This window comes from Mycobacterium marseillense, from assembly GCF_010731675.1.
Taxonomy (GTDB): Bacteria; Actinomycetota; Actinomycetes; order Mycobacteriales; family Mycobacteriaceae; genus Mycobacterium; species Mycobacterium marseillense.
The window spans coordinates 2,572,049-2,597,593 of sequence record NZ_AP022584.1 but is presented as its reverse complement, the minus strand read 5'-3'; the positions used below and the strand labels follow the sequence as shown (position 1 = coordinate 2,597,593).

At 68.8% G+C, this 25,545-nt stretch carries 8 protein-coding genes; 6 read left to right on the top strand and 2 right to left on the bottom strand.

The window, feature by feature from the left end:
- The first annotated feature begins 25 nt into the window (after positions 1–25).
- Positions 26–1,573: a DHA2 family efflux MFS transporter permease subunit gene (locus G6N26_RS11715; RefSeq protein WP_083020299.1), complete on the top strand. Its 1,548-nt coding sequence runs from the start codon at positions 26–28 to the stop codon at positions 1,571–1,573.
- Positions 1,573–16,818: a non-ribosomal peptide synthetase gene (locus tag G6N26_RS11710; protein WP_083020298.1), complete on the top strand. Its 15,246-nt coding sequence runs from the start codon at positions 1,573–1,575 to the stop codon at positions 16,816–16,818. Before G6N26_RS11715 ends, G6N26_RS11710 begins: the two co-directional genes overlap by 1 nt.
- A gap of 21 nt (positions 16,819–16,839) precedes the next feature.
- Here G6N26_RS11710 and G6N26_RS11705 read toward each other — a convergent pair whose 3' ends face one another.
- On the bottom strand, positions 16,840–17,757 hold the full coding sequence (locus tag G6N26_RS11705) for a DMT family transporter (RefSeq protein WP_067170518.1): 918 nt from the start codon (positions 17,755–17,757) through the stop codon (positions 16,840–16,842).
- 106 nt (positions 17,758–17,863) lie between these two features.
- The gene (locus tag G6N26_RS11700; RefSeq protein WP_067170521.1) at positions 17,864–18,745 is read right to left on the bottom strand and encodes an oxidoreductase; all 882 of its coding nucleotides are present in this window, start codon (positions 18,743–18,745) and stop codon (positions 17,864–17,866) included.
- A gap of 186 nt (positions 18,746–18,931) precedes the next feature.
- On the opposite strand from G6N26_RS11700, the gene G6N26_RS11695 reads away from it, so the two are divergent.
- The 4 genes from G6N26_RS11695 to G6N26_RS11680 all read left to right on the top strand — a co-directional run bounded on the left by G6N26_RS11695 (position 18,932) and on the right by G6N26_RS11680 (position 25,543).
- Entirely contained in the window at positions 18,932–19,963 is a 1,032-nt protein-coding gene (locus G6N26_RS11695; protein ID WP_083020297.1) for a diacylglycerol/lipid kinase family protein, read from the top strand.
- A 446-nt stretch (positions 19,964–20,409) separates the two neighbouring features.
- Positions 20,410–23,661 (top strand): thioester reductase domain-containing protein, encoded by a 3,252-nt coding sequence (locus G6N26_RS11690; protein WP_083020296.1) that lies wholly within the window; start codon positions 20,410–20,412, stop codon positions 23,659–23,661.
- Positions 23,662–23,693: 32 nt separating this feature from the next.
- Positions 23,694–24,602 carry a metal-dependent hydrolase gene (locus G6N26_RS11685; protein WP_067170570.1) on the top strand — a complete coding sequence of 303 codons (909 nt, stop codon included), beginning with the start codon at positions 23,694–23,696 and terminating at the stop codon, positions 24,600–24,602.
- A gap of 35 nt (positions 24,603–24,637) precedes the next feature.
- Positions 24,638–25,543: an alpha/beta fold hydrolase gene (locus G6N26_RS11680; RefSeq protein ID WP_083020295.1), complete on the top strand. Its 906-nt coding sequence runs from the start codon at positions 24,638–24,640 to the stop codon at positions 25,541–25,543.
- Positions 25,544–25,545 lie beyond the last annotated feature (2 nt).

The following is a 25,545-nucleotide window of genomic DNA, read 5'->3' as shown; positions in this document are numbered from 1 at the left end:
ACGTTGCCTGTTCTGAAAGACTTCGATGGACAACGCATCTTCGGCCACTAGTGCTGCATTGATATCCGCGGTCCCCGCCGGGCAATCGGACGGCGGTGCCCCCGCCTACCCGGACAAGATCGACGGCAGATTGCTCTGGATCGGCGCGGTGTGCGGTCTGGCCAGCATGATGGGAAACCTGGACGGTACCGCGGTCGCCGTCGCTCAACGGACCTTTGTCACCGAATTCGGCTCTACCCAGGCGATCGTCTCGTGGACGATGGCCGGCTACATGCTGGCGTTCGCCGCCGTTGTCCCCCTAACCGGTTGGGCCGCTGACCGATTCGGCACCAAGCGCCTCTTCATGGGCGGTGTCCTGGTGTTCACGCTGGCCTCCCTGCTGTGCACAATCACCCCAAACATCGTGCAGCTCATCGGCTTCCGTGTGCTCCAAGGGATCGGCAGCGGCATTATGACGCCGCTGTGCTTCGTGATCTTGACTCGCGAGTCGGGTCCCAAGCGACTCGGCCGCCTGGTCGCGATCGGGGCAGCTCCCTTCCTGCTCGGGCCTCTTGGCGGGCCGATCCTGGGCGGATGGTTGATCGGCACCTGCGGCTGGGAGTGGATATTCCTGATCAACCTGCCGATCGGGCTGAGCGCCCTGGCGGTCGCGGCGGTGATGTTGCCGAAGGACCGTTCCGCGCCGTCGGAAACGCTCGACGTGACCGGAATGCTGCTGCTCTCACCCGGCATGGCGGCGTTGCTGGGTGGGATGTCCTCCATCCCCGGACGTCGCACGCTCGCCGACCCCCATGTGCTGTTGCCCTCGATTGCTGGCCTGATACTGATCGCCGCCTTCATTTTTCACGCCTGGCGTCGTTCGGATGCCCCGCTGATCGACCTGCGCCTGTTGAAGAATCGCGTCGTCCGGCAGGCCAACCTGACATTGCTGATCTTCGCGGTCACCTATGTCGGAATCTTGTTGCTTGTCCCAAGCTATTTCCAGGTTGCGCTGCACCAGACGCCGATGCAGGCCGGGGTGCGCTTGATCGCCATGGGATTGGGCGTCGTACTGACCACACCCGTGTCCGGAATAGTCATGGACAGACACGGGCCGGGCAAGATCGTCCTGGCGGGCTTCCCGCTGATCGCAGCGGGATTGGGAATCTTTACCATCGGAGTCGCCCGGCATGCGGACTATGCACCGACGCTGATGGCCGGCCTGCTGCTCATGGGCATGGGGATGGGCTGTGTCGCAACGCCTCTCTCCGCGGCGTGCGTGCAGCCGTTGGAGCCGCATCAGATCGCCCGCGGCGCGACCCTGCGCAGCGTCAACAATCAGCTGGGCGGCGCGGTCGGGGCCGCCCTGATGACGGTGCTGTTGACGAATCAGCTCATCCACCGCGAGGACACCGGCACCGCGTCCGGCCACCTCGCACACGCCTACACGCTGGTATTTGCGGTTGCCGCCGCGGTGGCGGCGGTCGCGATCGTCGCCGCGGCGTTCCTGCCGGCCGCTGCTGATGACGCAGCGCAACGAGGCCAACCCGACGAGCGCCCGAGCGCTCGCCCAATGAGAAAGTTCGTCGCCTGATGCTCAATTACGGGACGCAACCAGACACGCTGGGGCCGTTGACCGTCGCCCAGCGGGCGCTATGGGCCGCGCAGCAACTCCGGCCCGAGATCCCTTACAACTTCGCCGGTTACCTGGCGATCGACCACGACGTCGACGCCGACAAGCTCATGGCCGCCTGCGAATCGGCGGCCGCGCGGTTCGGCACGCCCTGCGCGCGCCTGTCCCTCGAGGACGGCGAGCCGGTCTTCATCGTCGACCGCACTTTCCCGCTGACCCTGTGCTGCGTCGACCTGCGCGCCGAGGCCGATCCGGCGGGCGACGCGCACAGCTGGATGGAAGACGACTACCGCCGGCCGGTCGACCTGCTCACCGATCGGCTCATCAACTTCGCGCTGCTGCGGATCGCCGACGATCTGTCCTACTTCTACCTGCGTACCCACCACGTCCTCGTCGACGGCTACGGCGCCAACAACATCATTCGCCACGTCGCGGCGGTCTACTCGGGAGACCGGCCCCACACCGGCGAAGTCGACTTTTCCGCGTTCGCCCTGCTGCCGGAGGCCGACCGGAAGTATCAACAGTCGTCACGCAGCACAGCCGACGCCGAGTACTGGAAGACCGTCGTGCGGGGGCCGCTGGACGTCACCGACCTGGCGGGAACGCAGCGCCCCGTGGCGCCACGGCATCCGATGGTGCGCGAGTTGGTGTGCACGCACGGACTCCTGGGAAATGGCCACGACCAGTTCGACGTCGCGAGGGTCGTGGCGGCAACGGCCGCGTTTCTGGCGAAAACGGCCGGACGCCACACTATCTCGCTGTCCCTGCCGGTGTCGGCGCGCACCACCGCGGCGCTGAAGAGAAGCGCGGGCATGGTGTCCAACATGGTGCCGCTGGTCGTCAATGTCGACGACGGCGACACCGTCGGTGAACTGACCGATCGCGTCGGCACGGCCGTCATCGGCGCGCTGCGGCATCAACAGTTCCGGGGCTGGCCGGGCCTCGTCGCCGACGCGACCCGTCACGACACCAACGTCGAGTTCGGACCGGTGGTCAACGTCTTCAACTTCGCCGAGCCGATGCGGTTCGGTCCGTCGCTGCCGATGTGCAATGTGTTGACCACCCTGCCGATCCAAGACATGGCGATCAACATCTATCCGCCGCTCGGCGGCGGCACGCCGCGGATTCAGTTCGCCTGGAATACAGATCGATACACCGCCGACGAAATCGACCGGCATATCACACGTTTGGAGTCGCTGTTCGACCGCTTTCTGATGGCGGACGCGTCGGTGCTGCTGGGGGAGGTGCCGCTGCTGGATCGCGGTGAGCGCGATCTACTGCTGTCGAGGTGGTCCGGTGCCGGTGTGGATGCCCCGGTGGGCTTGGCGCCGGAGCTGTTGGCCGCCGCGGTGGCGGCCGATCCGGACGCGGTGGCGGTCGTCGATGGAGACCGTGCGTTGTCGTACCGGGAGCTCGACGAGTCCTCGACGCGGTTGGCGCGGGCGCTGATCGACTTCGGCGTGGGCCCCGAGCGCGCGGTGGGCGTGGCGATCGACCGTTCCGCGGAACTGGTGGTCGCCTGGTGGGCGGTGGCAAAGGCCGGCGGCGTGTATGTCCCGGTGGATCAGGCCCAGCCGCTCGAGCGCGTCGCCACGGTGCTCGACGCGGTGGCGGCCGTGTGCGTATTAGCTTGCGGCAGCGCCGATGTGACCGGTGCCGGTGCGCGGCCGGTGCTCCGCGTGGACGACGTCGACCTGTCCGGGCAAAGCGCGGACCGCATCACCGACGCTGATCGGCTGGCACCGCTGGACGTGGACAACGCGGCGTATGTGATCTTCACGTCGGGCTCCACCGGCACCCCCAAGGGCGTGGCCGTCACTCACGCCGGCCTGATGGGGGTGGCCTCGGCGCAGCGCGCGGTGTTCGGGTTGGGTGCCGACGCGCGGGTGCTGATGGTGGCCTCGCCGGTCTTCGATGCGTCGGTGTTCGAGATGCTCTGGGCGGTGGCCTCGCGGGCAACGCAGGTCGTTGCACCTCGCGACGTCTATGCCGGTGACGCGTTGGCGGCGTTGCTGCAGGCCCACCGGGTGACCGCGGCCGTGTTGACGCCGACGGTGCTCTCGTCGTTGGATCCGGCGCGACTGGATGGGCTCGACACGCTGATCACCGCCGGCGAGGCCTGCCCCGCCGAGCTGGCGGCCGCCTGGGCCGCGGGCCGACGGATGGTCAACGCCTACGGCCCGACCGAGGCCACCATCTGGGCCACGTGCAGCACGCCGCTGTCCGTGGGGCAGCCGGTCCGCATTGGCGCCGCCATCCCCGGAGTGCGCACGCTGGTGCTCGACGCGCAACTGAACCCCGCGCCCATCGGGGTGGTCGGCGAGCTCTATCTCAGCGGACCCGCGTTGGCGCGCGGATACGTGGGCCAACCGGCCTTGAGCGCAGAACGCTTCGTCGCCAACCCCTTTGGCGGCAGCGGATCGCGGATGTATCGCACCGGCGATCGCGTCTGCTGGGATCCGGATGGGCAATTGCGTTACCTCGGCCGTGCCGACGCACAGGTCAAGATCCGCGGCTATCGCATCGAACCCGGCGAGGTCCAAAGCGCCCTGGCGGCCATCGACGGCGTGGGGCAGGCGGTCGTGGTCGCCCGCGAGGGCCAGGGCGGCGACACGCGCCTGGTCGGTTACATCACCGGAATGGCCGACCCCGCGGCGATCCGTGGAAAACTCGCCGAGCGGCTCCCGGCCTACATGGTGCCCGCCGCGGTCGTCGTGATCGACGCGCTGCCCCTGACTGCCAACGGCAAGTTGGACATCCGGGCCCTGCCCGCGCCGGAATACACTGCCGGCGCGTACCGGGCGCCAGCCGACGCGGTCGAGGAGATCCTGGCCGGCATCTACGCCCAAGTCCTCGGGGTGGAGCGGGTCGGCGTGGACGACTCGTTCTTCGACCTGGGCGGCGACAGCATCTCCTCGCTGCAGGTGGTGGCCCACGCGCGGGCCGCCGGCGTGATGTGCCGCCCGCGTGATGTTTTCGTCGAGCAGACGGTGGCCCGGCTGGCCCGGGTGGCCACGGTAATCACCGGCGACGACGACGTTGTCGATGACGGCGCCGGGCCAGTGATCGCGACCCCAATCATGCGGTGGCTGCACGACATCGACGGCCCGGTCGACCAGTTCAACCAGACCATGCTCGTGCAGGCTCCCGTCGGGGCGGGCGAGGCCGACGCGGTGGCGGTCTTGCAGGCGCTGCTGGACCGGCACGCCATGTTGCGGGTGCGCATCGACGACGACGGCGCCGGCGGATGGTCGCTGTCGGTGCCCGACGCGGGCTCGGTCGAGGCCGCCGGGTGCGTGCGCGCGGTGGACGTTTTGTCCGAGGGGGCGCTCGTCGACGCGCGCTCGCGGCTGAACCCGGGCGCCGGGGCCATGCTCAGCGCGCTCTGGGTGTCCGCCACCGGCCAGCTGGTGCTGATGATTCACCACCTGGCCGTCGACGGGGTCTCGTGGCGAATCCTGTTGGAAGACCTGAACCTTGCCTGGGCTCAGCATCGCAGCGGTCAGCCGGTGGTCTTGCCGCCGGGCGGCACGTCGTTCGCCCGGTGGTCGGCGCTGCTGAACGGGCACGCGCGCCACCCCGAGGTGGTGGCCCAGGCCGACGCATGGCGGCGGGTATCGGCAACGTCCCCGGCAGTGCCGGCGGCGCAGGTGATCGATACTCACGCCAACGCCGGCCGCCTGTCGGCCCAGCTGGACGTCGAGACCACCCGCATGCTGCTGGGCGAGGTGCCCGCCGCGTTTCGCGCCGGCGCGCACGACATCTTGCTGATCGCGTTCGGCATGGCGGTCGCGCAGCTGTCCGGCAACGGCGGGACACCGATCGGCATCGACGTGGAAGGCCATGGGCGCCAAGAGCTCAGCGCCACTGTGGACCTGTCGCGCACCGTGGGCTGGTTCACGGCCAAGTACCCGGTTGCATTGCACCTTGACGGCCTGGACTGGGCGCAGGTCGCGGCCGGTGACACCGCCCTGGGAGCGGTGCTCAAAGAGGCTAAAGAACAGCTGCGGGCCCTGCCCGACGGCCTCACCTACGGGCTGTTGCGCTACCTCAATCCCGATGCGGGCCTGGGTGATGGCGATCCCACGGTCGTATTCAACTATCTGGGACGCCTGGCCGGCACGGCTGAGCTCTCCGCCGATGTGTGGCGGCCAAGCCTCGACAGCTTGTCGGCCACCGCCGTCGCGTCCGCGGTGCCCATGCCGCTGTCCCATACCGTGACGCTCGACGCCGGTGTCCTGGACGACGAGGGCGGCCCACGGCTGCACGCCAACTGGACGTGGGCGACGTCGGTTCTGGATCACGCGGACGCAACGCGCCTGAGCGAGTTGTGGTTTGAGGCCCTGCGGGGCATCTGCGCGCACGTGCGCCGCGGTGGCGGGGGCCTCACCCCGTCGGACGTGGTCCCCGCTCTTCTCACCCAGCAGCAGATCGATGTCTTCGAGCGGCGCGGCCACGTCGCCGACATCTTGCCGCTGACCCCACTGCAGCAGGGGCTGTACTTTCACGCTACGGCCGCGCAGGCCGGCGGCGTCGACCTGTACGCCCTCCAACTCGAGATCGGCATCGCCGGCCCCCTCGACCCGCACCGGCTACGCGAGGCGGTCCACACCGCCGTGCGCCGTCACCCCAACCTCGCGGCCCGCTTCTGCACCGACATCGACCCACCCGTGCAAATCATCCCCGGCGACCCCACGGTCCCTTGGCATTACGTCGATCTCGGCATCGATCAGGCCGACCTTGACGAGCGCGTCCAACGGTTGTCCGCCGCTGAACGCGCCGCGGTCTGCGAACTGTCCGACCCGCCCGCCTTCCGGGTGGCGCTGGTTCGCACCGCCCACGACCGCTACCGGTTCGTGCTCACCGCCCACCACGTCGTGCTCGACGGCTCGTCCCTGCCGATCCTGCTGCAGGAAATCTTCGCCGCCTATCACCAACAGCAGTTGCCCGCGCCGGCGCCGTACCGGAGGTTCGTGGCCTGGCAGGCCGGCCGAGACCTCGACGCCGCCCACGCCGGCTGGCGAGAAGTGCTGGCCGGCTTCGACACCCCCACGCTGGTGGGACCGCCGCACCGGCAGCGGCTGGGACGCCAAGGCCTGGAATCGCGCAGGCTCTCCGAGCAGACCACTCAGGGGCTGCACCACCTGGCGCGCGCCCATCACACCACCATCAACACCGTGCTGCGGGCCGCATGGGCGCAGCTGTTGATGTCGCTGACCGGGCAGCGCGACGTCGTCTTCGGCGCCGCGGTCTCGGGACGCACGGCCGATGTGGCCGGCATCGAATCGATGGTGGGCCTGCTGATCAACACCGTGCCGGTGCGCGCGCACGTGACCCCGCAGACCACCGTCGCCGGCCTGCTGAGCAAGCTGCACAACGGCTTTCAACAGACACTGGATCACGAACATCTGGCGCTGACCGAGATTTACCGCGTCACCGGTCACGACCAGCTGTTCGACACCCTGTTCGTCTTCGAGAACTACCCGCTGGACGCGGCGGCCTCAATGGAGCTCGGTGAGCTGGCCATCACCGACTTCAGCAGCCACGAATCCACCCACTACCCACTGACCCTGCAAGCCACGCCGGGCCGCGAGCTCGCGCTGGGCATCGAATACGACTCCGATCTTTTCGACGCGGGAACCATTGCGGCGCTCGCCGACCGGGTCGAGCGGGTCCTGCTGGCGATGATCGCCGACCCGTCACGGCGGCTGTCATCGGTGGACGTGCTCGCGGCGGACGAGCACCAGCGTCTCGATGAGTTCGGCAATCGAGCGGTGCTGCGCCGCCCGGCGAGCGGGGCTTCCATTCCGGAACTGTTCGCCGCGCAGGCGCTTCGCACACCGGAGGCCGTGGCATTGAGCTGCGGTCCAAACTCCTGGACCTACCGCGAGGTCGATCTGGCGTCTAATCGACTGGCGCACCTGTTGATCGGCCACGGCGCGGGCCCCGGGCAGTCCGTGGCGCTGATGTTCGGCCGATCGGCGGAGGCGATCGTCGCGATCTTGGCGGTGCTCAAGTCGGGGGCGGCGTATCTGCCGATCGACCCCGCCGTGCCCGACGCGCGCATCGAATTCGTGCTCGGCGACGCCGCGCCCATCGCGGCGGTGACGACCGCGGAGCTGACATCGCGGTTCCACGGGCACGCACTGACGGTCATCGACGTCGCCGATCCCCGCATCGCCGCCCAGCCCGATGCGGGGCTGGCGCCGCCGACCGGCGCCGACATCGCCCACATCGTGTACACCTCGGGGACCACCGGTGTGCCCAAGGGCGTGGCGACCACGCACCACAACGTGACCCAGCTGCTGGAGTCACTGCACATGGGGTTGCCGTCGGGGCCGGGGGAGGTGTGGTCGCAGTGGTATTCCTACGCGTTCGACGCCTCTGTCGAAGAGATCTGGGGCGCGCTGCTGCACGGGAGCCGCCTGCTGGTGGTGCCCGAATCGGTGGCCGCCATCCCAGAAGAATTCCAGGACTTGCTGATTCGCGAACGCGTCACCGTACTGCATCAGACTCCGTCCGCACTGGCGGCGTTGTCGCCGCCGGGCCTGGAGTCCGCGGCCCTGGTGGTGGCCGCCGAGCCGTGCGCGGTGGAGATGGTGGACCGCTGGGCACCGGGCCGGATCATGACCAATGCCTACGGTCCGACGGAAACCACGTTGTGCGTGACGGTCAGCGTGCCGCTGGCGCCCGGCGCCGGGGTGGTGCCGATCGGCGTGCCGGTCCCGGGCGCGGCGTTGTTCGTGCTCGACGCGTGGCTGCGCCCGGTGCCCGTCGGCGTGGTCGGCGAGTTGTATGTGGCCGGCCGTGGCGTCGGGGTGGGGTATGTGCACCGGGCGGGGCTGACGGCGTCGCGGTTCGTGGCATGCCCGTTCGGACAGCCCGGACAGCGGATGTATCGCACCGGGGATCTGGTGTCCTGGGGCGCCGACGGCCAGCTGCGCTACCTGGGCCGCGCCGATGAGCAGGTCAAGATCCGCGGCTATCGCATCGAGCTCGGCGAAATCCAGTCGGCGCTGGGCGGTTTGGCTGCGGTGGATCAGGCCGTGGTGATCGTCCGCGAGGACCGCCCCGGCGACAAACGCCTGGTCGGGTATGTCACCGAATCGGGGAGCGGCGCGCTGGATCCCGCCGCAGCGCGGACCGAGCTGGCTGGCCGGCTGCCCGCCTACATGGTGCCGGCGGCGATCGTGGTCGTCGAAGCGCTGCCGTTGACGGTCAACGGCAAACTGGACACCCGGGCGCTGCCGGTGCCGGAATATCGCGCCACCGCATACCGCGCCCCGTCCAACGCCGCGGAGGAAATCCTCGCCGGTGTCTACGCGCAAGTCCTGGGACTCGACCGCGTCGGCGTCGACGACTCGTTCTTCGACCTGGGTGGCGACTCCCTGTCCGCGATGCGCCTCATCGCCACCATCAACACAACGTTGCACACCGACCTGACAGTGCGCACCCTTTTCAACACCCCCACGGTCGCCCAGCTCGCACCCCAGCTCCGTGAAACCGCGGGACGGGACGAGCCCTTGGTCGCCGGAGAGCGGCCCGCCCTGGTTCCGCTGTCGTATGCCCAGAGCCGATTGTGGTTCCTCGGCCAATTACACGGGCCCGCACCGGTTTACAACATGACGGTGGGGCTGCGGTTGCGCGGGCGACTTGATGCCGGCGCGTTGGGCGCCGCGCTGCGCGACGTCGTGGCCCGCCACGAATCGTTGCGTACGATCTTCCCCCAGATCGAGGGCGTGCCATACCAAAAGGTGGTGTCACCGGAGCGGGCGGAGCTCGGCTGGGAGGTGGTCGATGCCACCGGGTGGACGCAGGCCCGGCTGGCCGGCGCCATCGACGCCGTGGCGCGCCACGCGTTCGACCTGGCGACCGAGACCCCGCTACGCGCAAAGCTTTTCAAGCTCACCGACGAAGAGCACGTGCTGGCGGCCGCCGTGCACCATATCGCCGCCGACGGTTCGTCGATCACCCCGCTGGTGCGTGACCTGGGGCTGGCCTATGCCAGCCGCTGTGGCGGACAGGCCCCCGGCTGGGTCCCGCTGGCGGTGCAGTACGCCGACTACACGTTGTGGCAGCGCGCCCGGTTCGGTGAGTTCGACGACATCGACGGCCCGATCGCCGGCCAGTTGGCGTACTGGCAAAGGACTTTGGCCGGGATGCCCGAACGCCTGGAGCTGCCCACCGATCGGCCGTATCCCGCGGTCGCCGACTACCGGGGTGCCAATGCGGTCGTGGAGTGGTCCGCCGACGTGCAGCAGCGGGTGCGCGCGCTGGCCCGTGAACACGACGCGACGAGCTTCATGGTGATGCAGGCCGCGCTCGCGGTGCTGTTGAGCAAGCTCTGCGCGACCGACGATGTGGCGGTGGGGTTCCCGGTCGCCGGGCGGCCCGATCCCGCGCTGGACGACCTGGTGGGCTTCTTCGTCAACAGGTTGGTGTTACGGGTCGAGCTGGCCGGTGATCCCACCGTCGCCGACGTGCTGGCTCAGGTTCGCTCCCGTGGCCTCGCCGCCTACGAGCACCAGGATGTGCCCTTCGATGTGTTGGTGGACCGGCTCAATCCGGCCCGCTCGATGGCGCAGACCCCGCTGGTCCAGGTGTCGCTGGCATGGCAGAACCTGCCCGGGCAGCACGACGACCCGGCGGCCGCACTGGCCTTGGGCGATCTGCATATCACCCCGATGCCGCTGGACACCCACACCGCGCGCATGGACCTGACCCTCTCGCTGGCCGAACGGTGGAACCAGGCCGGTGAACCCGCCGGGATCTCCGGGGCGGTGGAGTTCCGCACCGATGTGTTCGACGCGAAAAGCGTTGAGGCGCTGATCAGCCGGCTGGAGCGGGTGGTGGCGGCCATGACGGCGGATCCGACCCGCCGCCTGTCGTCCATCGATGTGCTCGACGGACCCGAATACGCGCGGCTGGACGAGATGGGCAACCGCGCGGTGTTGTCCCGGCCTGTCGTCGGCGTGTCGATACCGGAACTGTTTGCGGCGCAGGTGAATCGAACGCCCGACGCGGTGGCGATCAGCTGCGCGGGCCGCTCGATGACCTACCGCGAGTTGGAGCGGGCCGCCAATCGGCTGGCGCACCACTTGGCCGGCCAGGGTGCGGGGCCGGGCCAGTCGGTGGCGCTGCTGCTGACGCGCTCCACCGAAGCGATCGTGGCCATCCTGGCCGTCCTGAAGACCGGGGCGGCCTACCTGCCCATCGATCCCGCGGTGCCCGATGCCCGGATCGGGTTCCTCGTCGGCGATGCCGGCCCGATCGCCGCGCTCACCACCGCCGAGTTGGCCGGCCGGCTCGACGGCTATGACCTGCGCGTCATCGATGTCGACGTGCCGGTCGACGCCCAGCCCTCCTTCGCGCCACCGGCGCCGGCCGCCGACGATATCGCCCACATCATCTACACCTCCGGCACGACGGGCGTCCCCAAAGGCGTTGCGGTCACGCACCACAACGTCACCCAGTTGATGCAGGGACTGGACGCGGGCATGACCGCACCGGGACCGACGAAGGTGTCGACGCAGTGGCATTCCTACGCGTTCGACGCGTCGGTCCGCGAGATCTGGGGTGCGTTGCTGCACGGCGGGCGGCTGGTGGTGGTGCCCGACGCGGTGGCGGGATCACCGGAAGAGCTGCGCGCCCTGCTGGTCGACGAGCGGGTCGACGTGGTGAGCCAGACCCCGTCCGCCTTGGCCGCGTTGGCGCTCGACGGCCTGGAATCGGCGGCGTTGATCGTGGGCGGCGAGGCGTGCCCGACCGAGTTGGTGGATCGGTGGGCGCCGGGGCGGGTGATGACGAACGCCTACGGCCCCACGGAAACCACCGTGGATGTGACGATCAGTGCCCCGCTCGAGGCGGGCGCCCGGGCGGTGCCCATCGGCGCGCCGGTGGCGGGCGCCGCGCTGTTCGTCCTCGACAAGTGGTTGCGCCCGGCGCCGCCCGGGGTGGTCGGCGAGTTGTATGTGGCCGGCCGCGGCGTCGGGGTCGGATACCTGCGCCGGGCCGCGTTGACGGCGTCGCGATTCGTGGCCTGCCCGTTCGCCGAAGTGCCGGGCGCCCGCATGTACCGCACCGGTGATTTGGTGCGCTGGGGCGCGGACGGGCAGCTGCATTACGTGGGGCGCGCCGACGAGCAGGTCAAGATCCGCGGCTATCGCATCGAGCTCGGCGAAATCCGCACCGCGCTCGCCGGTTTGGATGGCGTGGAGACCGCGGCGGTGATCGCCCGCGAGGACCGCCCCGCCGACTTACGACTCGTCGGCTACATCACCGGCAGCGCGGATCCGGCCGCCGCGCGTGCCGAGCTGGCCACGCAGCTGCCCGCCTACCTGGTGCCGGCCGCGATCGTGGCGATCGACGCGTTGCCGTTGACCGTCACCGGCAAGCTGGACACCCGCGCCCTGCCCGCACCGGAATACCGCGACGCCGCATACCGCGCCCCGGGCAACGCCATCGAGGAAATCCTGGCCGACACGTACGCCGAAGTTCTCGGCCTGGACCGCGTGGGCGTCGACGACTCCTTCTTCGACCTGGGCGGGGATTCGCTGACCGCGATGCGCCTGATCGCCGCCATCAACAAGACGCTGAACACCCGCCTGGGCGTGCGCGCCCTCTTCGACACACCGGCCATCGCCCAGTTGGCCCCCCGCGTCCGCGCGGGCGAGGCCGGGCTGAAGCCGTTGGTGGCGGGGGAGCGACCCGACGTGATCCCGCTGTCCTACGGTCAGAGCCGGCTGTGGTTCCTCGACCAATTGCACGGCGCCTCACCGGTTTACAACATGGCGGTGGCGTTGCGGTTGAGCGGACGGCTCGATGCCGGCGCGTTGGGTGTGGCGCTGACGGATGTGCTGGCCCGCCACGAAGCGCTGCGCACCGTCTTTCCGCACACCGACGGCGTGCCTTACCAGGATGTGGTGGCCGCTGAGCGCGCGGACTTCGGTTGGGAGGTCGTCGATGCGACCGCGTGGACGCCCGCCCGGCTGGACGACGCCGTCGGCGCCGCCGCCTACCACCCTTTCGCGCTGGGCACCCAGATTCCCTTGTTCGCCAAGCTTTTCCGCCTCGCCGAGGATGAGCATGTGCTGGTCGCCACCGTGCATCACATCGCGGCCGACGGCTGGTCGGTGGCGCCACTGGTGCGCGACCTGGGAGCGGCCTATGCCAGCCGGCGGGCGGGCCAGGCCCCCGGGTGGGCCCCGCTGCCCGTGCAATACGCCGACTACACGCTGTGGCAGCGCGCCCAATTCGGCGATCTCGAGGACAGCGACAGCCCCATCGGCGTCGAGCTGACCTACTGGCAGGAGGCGCTGTCGGGCATGCCCGAGCGGCTGCCATTGCCGACCGACCGGCCCTACCCACCGGTCGCGGACTACCGCGGTGCGAGCGTGGCCGTCGAATGGCCGGCGGAGCTGCAGCAGCGACTGCGCGCGGTGGCCCGTGCGCACAACGCGACCAGCTTCATGGTCATCCAGGCCGCCCTCGCGGCGCTGCTCTCCAAACTCACGGCGACCAACGATATTTCGGTCGGCTTCGCCATCGCGGGTCGCAACGACGCCGCGCTCGATCAGCTGGTCGGGTTCTTCGTCAACACCCTGATCCTGCGGGTGGACGTCAGCGGAGACGCCACGGTCGCCGACCTGTTGGCCCAGGTTCGCGCCCGCAGCCTTCAGGCCCTCGAGCACCAGGATGTGCCCTTCGAATTGCTGGTGGAAAGGCTCAACCCGATCCGGTCTTTGGCCCACCATCCGCTGGTCCAGGTTTCGATGACCTGGCAGAATCTCCGCGAGCACGGCAACGACCCCGCCGCGCGCCTGGACCTGGGCGACCTGCAGGTCACCCAGCTGCCCCTGGAGACCCGCACGGCCCGCATGGACCTGACCTTTTCCCTCGGCGAACGCTTCACCGAGGACGGCGCGCCCGCGGGCATCGGCGGCGCGGTGGAATTCCGCACCGATGTGTTCGACGCCAAAACCGTTGCGGGCCTCGTCGGTCGGCTGGAACGCGTGTTGGCGGTGATGACAACCGATCCGGCCGTGCGGTTGTCGTCGGTGGACGTTCTCGACGCCGCCGAACGTGCGCACTTGGATGCGCTGGGGAATCGGGCGGCGTTGGCCGCGCCGACGGCCGGTGTGTCGGTTCCGGAGCTGTTCGCCCGGCAGGTGGCCCGCACCCCGGACGCGGTGGCGGTCAGTTGCGGCGACGCCTCGATGACGTATCGGGAACTCGACGAGGCCGCCAATCGGTTGGCGCACTTGCTGATCGACCATGGCGCCCGCCCCGGCGAGTGCGTGGCGGTGTTGTTCGAACGCTCGGCGCAGGCGATCGTGGCGATTGTGGGGGTGCTCAAGTCCGGGGCGGCGTATCTGCCGATGGATCCGGCGGTCCCCGACGCCCGTATCGAGTTCATGGTCGGCGACGCGCGCCCGGTCGCGGCGGTGACCACCACCGGGCTGGCCGATCGGTTCGCCGGGCTCGGGGTGCGGATGATCGATATGAATGACCCGGCGATGACGCGCCAACCGTGCGCCGGATTGCCGATGCCGGGCGGCGAGGATATCGCCCACATCATCTACACGTCGGGCACGACCGGGGTGCCCAAAGGCGTGGCGACCACGCATGCCAACGTGACGCAGTTGCTGGGGTCACTGCACGTCGGGCTGCCCTCGGGGCCCGGACAGGTGTGGTCGCAATGGTATTCGTACGCCTTCGACGCCTCGGTCGAAGAGATCTGGGGCGCCTTGCTGCACGGGTCGCGGTTGCTGATCGTGCCCGAGTCGGTGGCCGCGCTACCAGAAGACCTGCAGGCCTTGCTGATTGGCGAGTGCGTCACCGTCTTGCACCAGACCCCCTCGGCGGTCTCGGCGCTGTCACCGCGGCTGCTGGGTGCCACGGCGCTGGTGGTGGCCGCCGAGGCGTGCTCGGCCGAACTGGTGGATCGGTGGGCGCCCGGGCGGGTGATGACCAATGCCTACGGGCCGACCGAGACCACGATGTGCGTGGCGGTCAGCCCGCCGCTGAGCGCCGGGATGGGGACGCCGCCGATCGGCGCGCCCGTGCCCGGGGCGGCGTTCTTCGTCCTCGACCCGTGGCTGCGGCCGGTGCCGGTGGGCACCGTGGGCGAGTTGTACGTGGCCGGGCGCGGACTCGGCGCCGGCTATCTGCGCCGGCCGGGTTTGACCGCGTCGCGGTTCGTGGCCTGCCCGTTCGGGCAGCCCGGACAGCGGATGTATCGCACCGGGGACCTGGTGCGCTGGCGCCCCGACGGGCAGTTGCAGTACCTGGGCCGCATCGACGATCAGGTCAAGATCCGCGGGTACCGCATCGAGCTCGGCGAAATCCAGGCGGCGCTAAGCGGATTGGACGAGGTGGATCAGTCCGTCGTGATCGTGCGGGAAGACCGCCCCGGCGATAAGCGTCTGGTGGGCTATGTCACCGAGTCGGCACCGGGGGCACTCGATGTGGTGACCGCGCGGGCGCGGCTGCGAGAAGGGTTGCCGCCCTACATGGTTCCCGCCGCCGTGGTGGTCATCGAGGCGTTGCCGCTGACGGTCAACGGCAAGCTGGACACCCGCGCGCTGCCGGTGCCGACCTACCGCGACGCCGACTACCGCGCCCCGGGCAACGACCTCGAACACCTCCTCGCCGACACCTACGCCGAGGTTCTGGGCCTGGACCGCGTCGGGATCGATGACTCCTTCTTCGACCTCGGCGGCGACTCCTTGTCCGCGATGCGGCTGGTGGCCACCCTCAACAAGGCCCTGCACACCCATCTCAGCGTGCGCACCCTGTTCAACGCCCCCACCGTCGCCGCCCTGAGCCAACAGGTGGACAAACACACCGACGACCCGCGCTTCGTCGCCGTGCACGGCGCGCAGGCCGCCGAGGTACATGCCCGTGACTTGACGCTGGACAAGTTCATCGACGCCGCGACGCTGGCCGGGGCATCGTCGTTGCCGCGACCTGGTACCGAGATACGGACCGTGTTGCTCACCGGGGCAACGGGATTCCTCGGGCGATATCTGGTGCTGCAGTGGCTCGAGCGGCTGGAACTCGCCGACGGGAAGCTGATCTGCCTGGTGCGCGCGGGCTCCGACGAGGAGGCGCGCCGCCGGCTGGAGAAGACCTTCGACAGTGGGGATCCGCAGCTGCTGCGGTATTTCCACGAGCTGGCCGGCGACCATCTGGAGGTCATCGCGGGCGACAAGGGCGATGCGAAGCTGGGCCTCGACGAGCAGACCTGGCGCCGGCTGGCCGAATCCGTCGATCTGATCGTGGATCCCGCGGCCGTCGTCAACGGCGCGCTGCCCTACAGCGAGTTGTTCGGACCCAACGTGGCGGGCACCGCCGAGCTGATCCGGTTGGCCCTCACCGCGAAACTCAAGCCCTTCACCTACGTGTCGACGGCCAACGTCGGCGACCAGGTCGCGCCGGTGGCGTTCACCGAGGACGCCGACATCCGGATCATCAGCCCCAGCCGGCGCAACGACGGCAGCCGCGCCAATGGGTACGGCAACAGCAAGTGGGCCGGTGAGGTGTTGCTGCGCGAGGCCAACGACCTGTGCGGGCTGCCGGTCGCGGTGTTCCGCAGCGGAATGATCCTGGCCGACACCACCTATGCGGGCCAGCTCAACTTGTCGGACCTGGTCACCCGGATGGTGCTCAGCGTGGTGGCCACCGGTGTCGCGCCGCGGTCGTTCTATCAGCTTGACGCGCAAGGCAATCGGCAGCGGGCGCACTACGACGGGCTGCCCGTGGAATTCGTCGCCGAGGCGATCGCGACGTTGGGGGCCCGGGTCGGCCGGGAATCGGAGAGCGGGTTTGCGACCTATCACGTGATGAATCAGCACGACGACGGCATCGGGCTCGACGAGTACGTCGACTGGTTGATCGAGGCGGGTTATCCGATCGAGCGCATCGACGACTTCGGACAATGGCTGAGCCGGTTCGAGACCGGGCTGCGCGCACTGCCGGATCGGGTGCGCGAGCATTCCATCCTGGCGGTGTTGATGTCGACGAATGCGCTTCAGTTGCAGCCCGCGGATCCGGCCTGGAATCCCGTCGTCTCGACCGATCGGTTCCGCGCCGCGGTCCGAGACGCGAAAGTCGGCCCGGACAAGAACGATCCGGACATTCCGCATGTCACGCCGGGCGTCATCGTCCAGTACGCCGTCGGCTTGGAGCTGTTCGGGCTCCTCTAGCCGCGGGGGAGCGTCAGCCGCTCAGGATTGGGAGGCGGCCTTCGGCCGGTCGGTGGGTTTCACGTCGCGCCCGGCGCCGGCCGACATGGTGGCCGCTTCACCGCGGGCCAGGCCCACCGTCGCGACGATCACCACGACCGCGGTCACCGCGAGAGCCACCCACTCCCAGCCGTCGGCCGCCAGCGTCTCGCCGAGCACGACGATCCCGAGGATCCCGCCCACCACCGGCTTGGCCACGATGATCGTCGGCAGGGAGGCAGTGAGCGCGCCGGCCCGATACGCCGACTGGTGATAGATCATGCCGGCCACCCCGCAGCCCACCAACGCGTAGAGCTCGAAGGAATGCCACACCTGGCCCGGGTGACGCTCGAGGATGTCGACGACGCCCTTCATCAGGACCGCGAACACCGCCAGCAGTGATCCGGCCACCGCCGCCAGCAGCAGCGCCGCGACCGGACGATCCACCCAGATGCGGGCGCCCACCAGGCCCAGCAACAGCAGCGGGCCGATCACCGCGGCCACCACGAGCCATGTCTGCAGCGGCGCCCGTTGCTGACCGCCGGTCGGGTCACCGATCGCGATGAGCACCGCCAACGCGACCGCCAGCAACAGCGCCCACGTCCACTCCCGGCGCGTGATCGGGTGATGGGTCACCCGCGCGTAAATCGGCAGCGCGAACAGCAGCGCGGTCACCTGCAGCGACATCACCAGCAACACCGAGCCCTTGTCGAGGGCAGCGGCCAGCAGCACGTAGCTGCCGATGTCGCCCAAACCGCCCAGCCACCACCGGGTATCGCGCAGCAACATGCCGAACAGCGTCAGGTGGCCCACCCGCTGATCGGTGACCTCCTGCGCGGACCGCTGACGGACGACATTGCCGATCGCGGATGCCAGCGCGGCGCACAGGGCGAGAATGGCCGCCAGATGCACGTCGGACATGGCATAACCTCCTCACCCACATGGCTTGTGCTCGAACTACTAATTTAATCGCCGCCCGGCCGACGGGCGCGACCCGTGGTTGCCCGGCCGCAACGACGCGGCCCGCTCAGAGCGGGAACGCGGTCCCGGTGAGCCGCTCGGACAGCTCCCAGAGCGCGGCGGCGGTGCCCGCGCGCTTGGCCGGCCAGTTGCGCCACGTCGGCTGGGTGCGACCGTACAACCCGAACCGCGGGCCGACGAAGGTGTTGCCCGGCAAATCCTGCGACACCGCGTACAACGTCTGGCGGGCTCCGAAATCGGCATCGGTCGACACGATGCGGTCGACCGCCAGGACCGCGGCGTCGCCGAGTTTGCGGCCGGAGTTGCCCTGCAGGTTCGTGTGCGACCAGCCGGGGTGGGCGGCCAGGGCGCGCAGCGACGTGGGAACGCCGTCCAAACGCCGCTGCAGCTCGCTGGTGAACAGCAGATTGGCCAGCTTTGACTGGCTGTAGGACAGCCAGGCCGAATACGGCCGCGACTGAAAGTTCAAGTCCTTGAGGCTGATATAGCCGAAGTGGTGCATCAGCGAGGACACCGTCACCACGCGGTCGGTCAGCTTGGGCAACAGCAGGTTGGTCAGCGCGAAATGGCCGAGGTGGTTGGTGCCGATCTGGCCCTCGAAGCCGTCGACGGTCACCGCGTGTTTGGTGGCCATGATGCCGGCGTTGTTGACCAGGACGTCGACGGTGTCGATGCCCTCGGCGAAGCGCCGCACCGAGGACAGGTCCTGCAGATCGAGCCGGCGCACCTCGACCCGGCCGGGCGCCGGGCCGGCCATGCGGTCCGCGGCGGCCTGACCCTTGTCGGTGTTGCGGACGGCCAGGATGACGTGGCCACCGGCCCGGACCAACTCGCGGGCGGTGATCTCACCCAGTCCGGCGTTGGCCCCGGTGATGATGACGGTCCGTCCGGCGAACGAGGGCAGCTCCGCTGCGGTCCAATCGGCCATGCCAGCCACCCTAACCACGCATGTGCCGAGGGCGCCGCTGGGCCGAGCGGCCGTGCGGTGGCGGTGAGGACGCGTTGCCCGTCCGGCGGGGTTCGCAGGTATCGTGCCTGGGATGACCAGCGACATCCCACCGGCGCGGGTAGCACGGCAGCGGTGTTTTGTCAGGTACGCGTGGGGGATCGCCGGATGTTTATAGGCGTCATCGTCAATCCGAAAGCGCGGAAGAATCGCGCCGCTCCGCGCGAGCGCATCGAGGAGCTGCGTCGCCTCGTCGGTCCCTGGGGCGAGGTCCACGAGACCGCATCCGTCGACGATCTCGGCGAGACCATCGCGGAGCTGGGCCCCCGGGTCACCCACCTGGTGGGCGACGGCGGCGACGGCGCGCTGCACTGGTTGATCAACGAAACCGAGCGATGCATCGGGGACCCGAAGCGCTGGCCGGTGTTCGTCCCCTCCAACGGCGGCAGCGTGAACGCCGTGGCCCGCAAGGCCCGGGTGCGCGGCCGGCCGGAGACGATCATCCGCGCGCTGACGGCCGCCGCCGAAGCCGATCGGCCCCCGCCCGAGGTGTGGCTGGACACGTTGGTGCTCGACGGCGAAACCGCAGACGGCGCGCCGTTTCACCGGCTCTGTTTCGGGCTGGCCGCCGGCGGCGTCGGAAACCGCTTCTACGACCGGTATTACGACTCCCCCGATCACGGTCGGCTGGCCGTCGCGCGGGTGATCGCCCGCAGCTTCGGCGACTACATCACCTCCAAGGTCGCCCCGAGCCGGGTCAAGACCCCGAACTACGCCTCGGTCCTGTTCACGCCGACGAGCGCACGCGTGGTCATCGACGGCGACGAGGTTGCGTCGCGCACGCACAGCCTGCTGCACGCCGGCGCGATCGACCTGCGCATCGGCGGTCCGCTGCGGTTGTTCCCCAAGGCGTCCGAGCCCGGCGCGCTGCACTTTCAGGCCGGATACCTGCGGCCTTCGCGGATCGTGGCGCAGCTTCCGACGGCGCTCACCAACGGCATGCTGCGCGGCAAGGGGCTGCACGATGTCAACGGCCACGAGATGATCATCGAAGCCGAGGACGAGCCGCTGTCCCCCATCATCGACGGGGAGCGCTTCCTGGGCATCGTGAAGCTCGTGGCCCGCGCGGGCCCGCGGATCCGCATCGCCCAGGTGGCGCCGTCCACCATCACCCGGGCGCGCAGCGCGACCCCGTCGTGACGCCTGTCACTTCATAGTTCCGCGATCCGCTTCCGGTGCCGTGCCATGTAGCCGTAAAAAGCCCGCTAAATCCGACCATGGAAATGCATTTCTATGTTTTGCGAATTGACTATTCGGCCACGCGAGTGAAAGGGTTATCACACTCCGCGCGACCGACATCTGAATTACGCGAATTAGTACATCCGTAGATCAGTATCTGAGGACCGATGGGTGGACATAATACCTGTTCGCCGGGCACTGAGATACTGAAGTCCGTATCGTCGTAGATCAGCATTTGTGTAATTAATTTGGCGGCTTAAGTCGAAGCTGTGAATGTGTTGTGCATAGGCCATTAATGCCGCTGGATGTTTTGCTCTGCACCGGTCGCCAGGGTTACATTGGTTTTATATTCATGACGGAAGTCGTTCCCGGGCTCAGCCCAAACCTGGAAGGGGGTCTTTCCAAAGATGAAGACGCTGATCGATTACCTGCACAAGTGGGAAGCGCTGAAGCCGGACCAGACCCTCTTTCGCTTCGTCGACGTCGACGGACGCGAACTCGAGCACTACACGTATCAGAGCTTCGCCGATCGCACCCGTGAGCTGGCCGCCTACCTGTCCAAGGAGGCCGGCCTCAAAGCGGGCGAGCGGGCGTTGCTCGTCTACACCCCTGGCCTGGAGATGGTCGCCGCGCTGTATGCCTGCGCGCGCATCGGGGTGATCGCCGTTCCGGTCAGCCCGCCGCTGCCCATGTCGTTCGAGTCCGGGCTGGCCAAGCTGAGTTTCATCGCGCGGGATTGCGGCGCCAAGGCCGTGCTGTCGACCAAGCAGTTCGAGTACGACTTCCGGTTGCTGCTCGGCCAGCGGCAGGATGGGCAGGCCTGGTCCGACGCCGCCCTGCCGGAACTGCCCTGGTTCGCCACCGACGCCGCCCAGGACTTCGGCGGCGCCCCGGTCGCGGACACCCCGGGGGACGTGCTCTTCCTGCAGTACACGTCGGGCTCGACGAACGACCCCAAAGGCGTCATCGTCAGCCACGCCAACATCATCGCGAACGGGTTCGCCTTTGCGGGCGGCGACGTGGTGGTGGCGTCGTGGCTGCCGCAGCACCACGACATGGGGCTGATATCGGCCTACATGTTCATCCTGCTGCTGGGCGGGTCCACCCACGCCATGTCGCCGCTGGACTTCCTCGCCCGGCCGTCGTCGTGGCTTCGGCTGATCAGCGATGTGCGCGCCACGCACACGCCGGGGCCGAACTTCGCGCTCGAATACTGCCTGCGTGAGGACAAGCTTCCCACCGCCGAGCTGGCCGGTATCGATCTGAGCAGCCTCGAATGCATCGTCGTGGGCGCAGAGCCCCTGCGCGCCAACACCTTCGACCATTTCCGGCAGCGGTTCGCCGACTGCGGCCTGCGTCCCGAGGCGCTGACCGGCGCCTACGGTATGGCCGAATTCACCCTGACCGTGTCGATCCGTGGACGCCAGACCATCGCGGTGAACAAGCGCGGGCTGGAAAAGAACGTGGCGCGCGTCGAAAAGGCGCTGCCGGAGAACAGCAACCAGGTGCCGTTGGTCAGCTGCGGCAAGCCCATCGAGGACACCGTGGTTCGCATCGTCGAACCCGAATCGCGAAAGTCGTTGCCCGAAGGGCGCGTCGGCGAGGTCTGGCTGGCCGGACCCTCCAAGGGCGGCGGCTACTGGAACCGCCCGGAGCTCACCGCCGAGATGTTCGGCGCACGCATCGCCGGCGACGACCAACACACCTATCTGCGGACCGGGGATCTCGGTTTCCTCTACGAGGGTGAGCTGTTCGTGTGCGGCCGCAGCAAGGACCTGATCATCGTCCGCGGTGTCAACTGCTACCCCTCCGACGTCGAGGCCGTCGTCGAACGCTCGGCCGGCCAGGTCCGCAGCGGGTGCGTCGCCGCCCTCTCGGTCGAGCGCGACGAGCAGGAGGCACTGGTGGTGGTCGCCGAGGTGCGCGACGAGCACAACCTGCCCGACGCGAAAGCTCTGGCGCGCGCGATCCGGCGGTACTGCCACATCGATCCGCACACCATCGTGTTCGCGCCGCCGCGCAGCATCCCCAAGACCACCTCGGGGAAGATCCGGCGCGCACGGACCCGCCAGCTGTGGCTGGACGGCACGCTGCCCGCGTTCACGAGCTGGGTCAACCCGGCGGCCACCCGGACGCACGAGGGTCTGGACGTCGGCGCGGGCCCGCTGGAGCGTTTCCGCAATCTCATCGAGAGCTACGACCTCACCGGCGACGAGGACTGCTCGTTCGCCGACCTGGGCATCGATTCCCTGGCGCTGGCCGAACTTCGCACCGACCTGCAGGCCGTGCTGGAGGAGCACGGCGCGGGCGAGCTCGCCGACGAGGTCAACACGCGCCTGCTGCAACGGCTGACGGTCGCCGAATTCTTCGGCCTGATGCGGCAATTCGGTGAGGGGTCCGGGCAGCCGCTGGACGCCCTGCGCCGGGCGCTGGATCAGATCTCCGCCGACTACGAGGCATACGAGACCGCGCAGATGCGCGCCGACGCCGCCCTGCCGCTGCCGGAGCTTGCGCCCGCGCGGGCCGGTGCGCCCACCGACATCCTGCTGACCGGTGCGACCGGGTTCCTCGGGCCGTTCCTGGTGGGCAGCCTGCTCGGCCGGACGTCGTACAACGTGCACGCGCTGGTGCGGGCCACGGACCCGGCGCACGGCTTGGACCGCATCGTCGCGTCGCTGCGCCGCGCTCAGCTCTGGACGCCGGCGCTCGAGGCCGAGGTCCGGGCGCGGGTGCGGGTGATCTGTGGCGACCTCGCCGAGCCCGCGCTGGGCATCGGGGAGGCGGCCTTCCAGCAACTCGCCGAGGACGTCGACGCCGTCGTGCACAATGGCGCCCTGGTCAATTACGTGCGGACCTACGATGCCCTGCGGCCCGCGAACGTGGAGGGCACCCGCGAGCTGTTGCGGCTGGCGATGACCGACCACCGCAAGACTTTCCACCTGGTCTCGAGCACGTTCATCTACGGCTGGAGCACCGAGCCGGTGGTCGGGGAGTGGGATGCGAACGAGAAGATGGCCGGACTGGACTTCGGCTACTCGCAAACCAAGTGGGTCGGCGAGCAGCTGGCGCTGGCCGCGCAGCGGAAGGGCCTCGATGTCCGCATCTACCGGCCGTCGCTGATCTCGCCGACAGAGGCGGGCTTCGGCAGCCAGGACGACATTCTGGTGCGCCTCACGGCCTTCATGATCGAGCACGGCCTGGCCGTCAACGCGCTCAACCAGATCAGTCTGCTGCCGGCGGACCTGATCGCGGACCACATCGTTGCGCTGATGGACCTGCAGGACGAGTCGGGCGCGGTCTTTAACATGACCGCCGACGACTACTACAACCTCACCGACATCACCCGGATCTTGTCCGAACGCTACGGGTATCGCTTTGACTACCACGACATTTCGTCGTTCGCCGAGCAACTGGACCGTCGTTGCACGCCGAACGACCAGATGTATCCGCTGGTCGACTTCCTCACCCGGTCGGCGGGCAAGATCGCGGCGATGCGCGACAAGCGTTACGACAACACCCAGTATCGTCACCGACGGGGGATGGCCACGGTCCGGTTGCGCGAGCCGGCCCTCACCGAAATGGTCGATCACCTCGTCCGGTTCTTGCGCAGCGAGCGTCTGATCACTGAAGTAGAGGATGAGGCCCAGCGCAGCGCTTAAGCTCGGCCCAGCACGGAAAGGGGATGGCAACGATGTTCACCGTCGACGACATGGCGGCGGGCCCGCATGACGCATCGCTCGACCACGAGCGCATCGTCCTGCAGGCGCGTGACGTCGACTTCGATTGGTCGACGCTGCCGTTCTACTACGTGCCGAACGAGCCCTTCGCCACCCACTTCTGCAACGTGCTGCACCTGCTGTTGCCGGCGGGTGAGGAGTTCATCGTCGACGCGTTCAAGGACACCCTGCCGCTGATCAAAGACGATCAATTGCGCCGCGATGTGCAGGGTTTCGTCAGCCAGGAGGCCATGCACTCCCAGGCGCACGCGGGGGTGCTCGGGCACTTCGCGGCCAACGACATCGACGTCACGCCGTTCACCGACCAGATGCGTTGGCTGTTCACCCAACTCATCGGCGACCGCCCGCACTGGAGCCGGCGCCGCCGGCAGAGCTGGTTGCTCGAACGGGTCTCGATGGTCGCGGCGCTCGAGCACTACACCGCGATCCTGGGCGAATGGATTTTGGACACCCCGCAGCACGACGCCATGGGCACCGATCCGGTGATGCTGGACTTGCTGCGCTGGCACGGCGCCGAGGAGGTCGAGCACAAGGCCGTCGCGTTCGACACCATGAAGCATCTGCGCGCCGGGTATTGGCGGCAGGTGCGCACCCAGCTGCTGGTGACGCCCGCGTTGCTGTGGCTGTTCATCCGCGGCGTGCGGTTCATGTATTCGGTCGACCCATACATGGCGCCGGGGACCAAACCGCGCTGGCGCGACTACTTCCGCGCGGCCCGACGGGGCCTGGTGCCCGGGCCATTCCAGTTCCTGCGGGTTATCGGCGCCTATTACACGCCGAGTTTCCATCCGTCCCAGCTGGGCGGGGTGGGTCGCGCGGTCGACTACCTGGCCCGCTCACCCGCCGCCCGCGCGTCGCACTGAACACGGGAACGTTCGGGATGACTCAGTCCAGCACAGTGACCGCCTCCGACGGCGTTTCGCTGGCCGTCCACGCCTACACCGAGATCGACCCGCGGCGGCCCACCGTCCTGGCGATCCACGGCTACCCGGATAACCACCGCGTGTGGGACGGGGTCGCAGGCGAACTCGCCGGCCGGTTCAACGTCGTCGCCTATGACGTGCGCGGGTCCGGCGCATCCTCCAGACCGGCACGGCGGTCCGATTACGCTCTGCCGCAGCTGGTTTCCGATGTCGGCGCGGTCATCGACAGCCTCGGGGTCGGCCAGGTCCACCTGCTGGCCCATGACTGGGGTTCGATCCAGGGCTGGGCGGCCGTCACCGACCAGACCGTGATGGCCAAGGTCGCCTCGTTCACGTCGATCTCCGGGCCGCACCTGAACTATGCGGGCAGGTTCCTGCGGTCTCCGCGCACACCGCGCGCCGTCTTCGACGTCGTCAAGCAGGCCCTCGCGTCGTCATACATCTGGTTCTTCCTGTGCCCGGTGGTGCCGGAGCTGGCGATCCGGGCGCGCGCCACCGCGAAAGTGTTTGCCGCGGTGGAACGCATCGGCCGCCGGCGTGGCAGCGACCGGCAACGCGCGGCGACGACCCGGTCGATCCCCGACTACCTCAACGGCCTCAACCTGTACCGGGCGAACATGCCGGCGCCGTTCTTCATCCCGGTAACGCCGTTGCCGCAGACCCGGGTACCGGTGCAGGTGCTCGTCGCCCGCCGGGACTATTTCGTATCGCCTGCCCTGCAACGGTTTACCGGATCCATTCCGGACGGCGGCAGGATCGTCCCGATCGAGGGTGGGCATTGGGTGGTCACCTCGCATCCCGACGTCATCGCCGGATTCACCGGCGAATGGATCGACCTGACGTCGGAGCCGGCGGGCCGCCGCGGCATGGGGCAGGCGTGAAT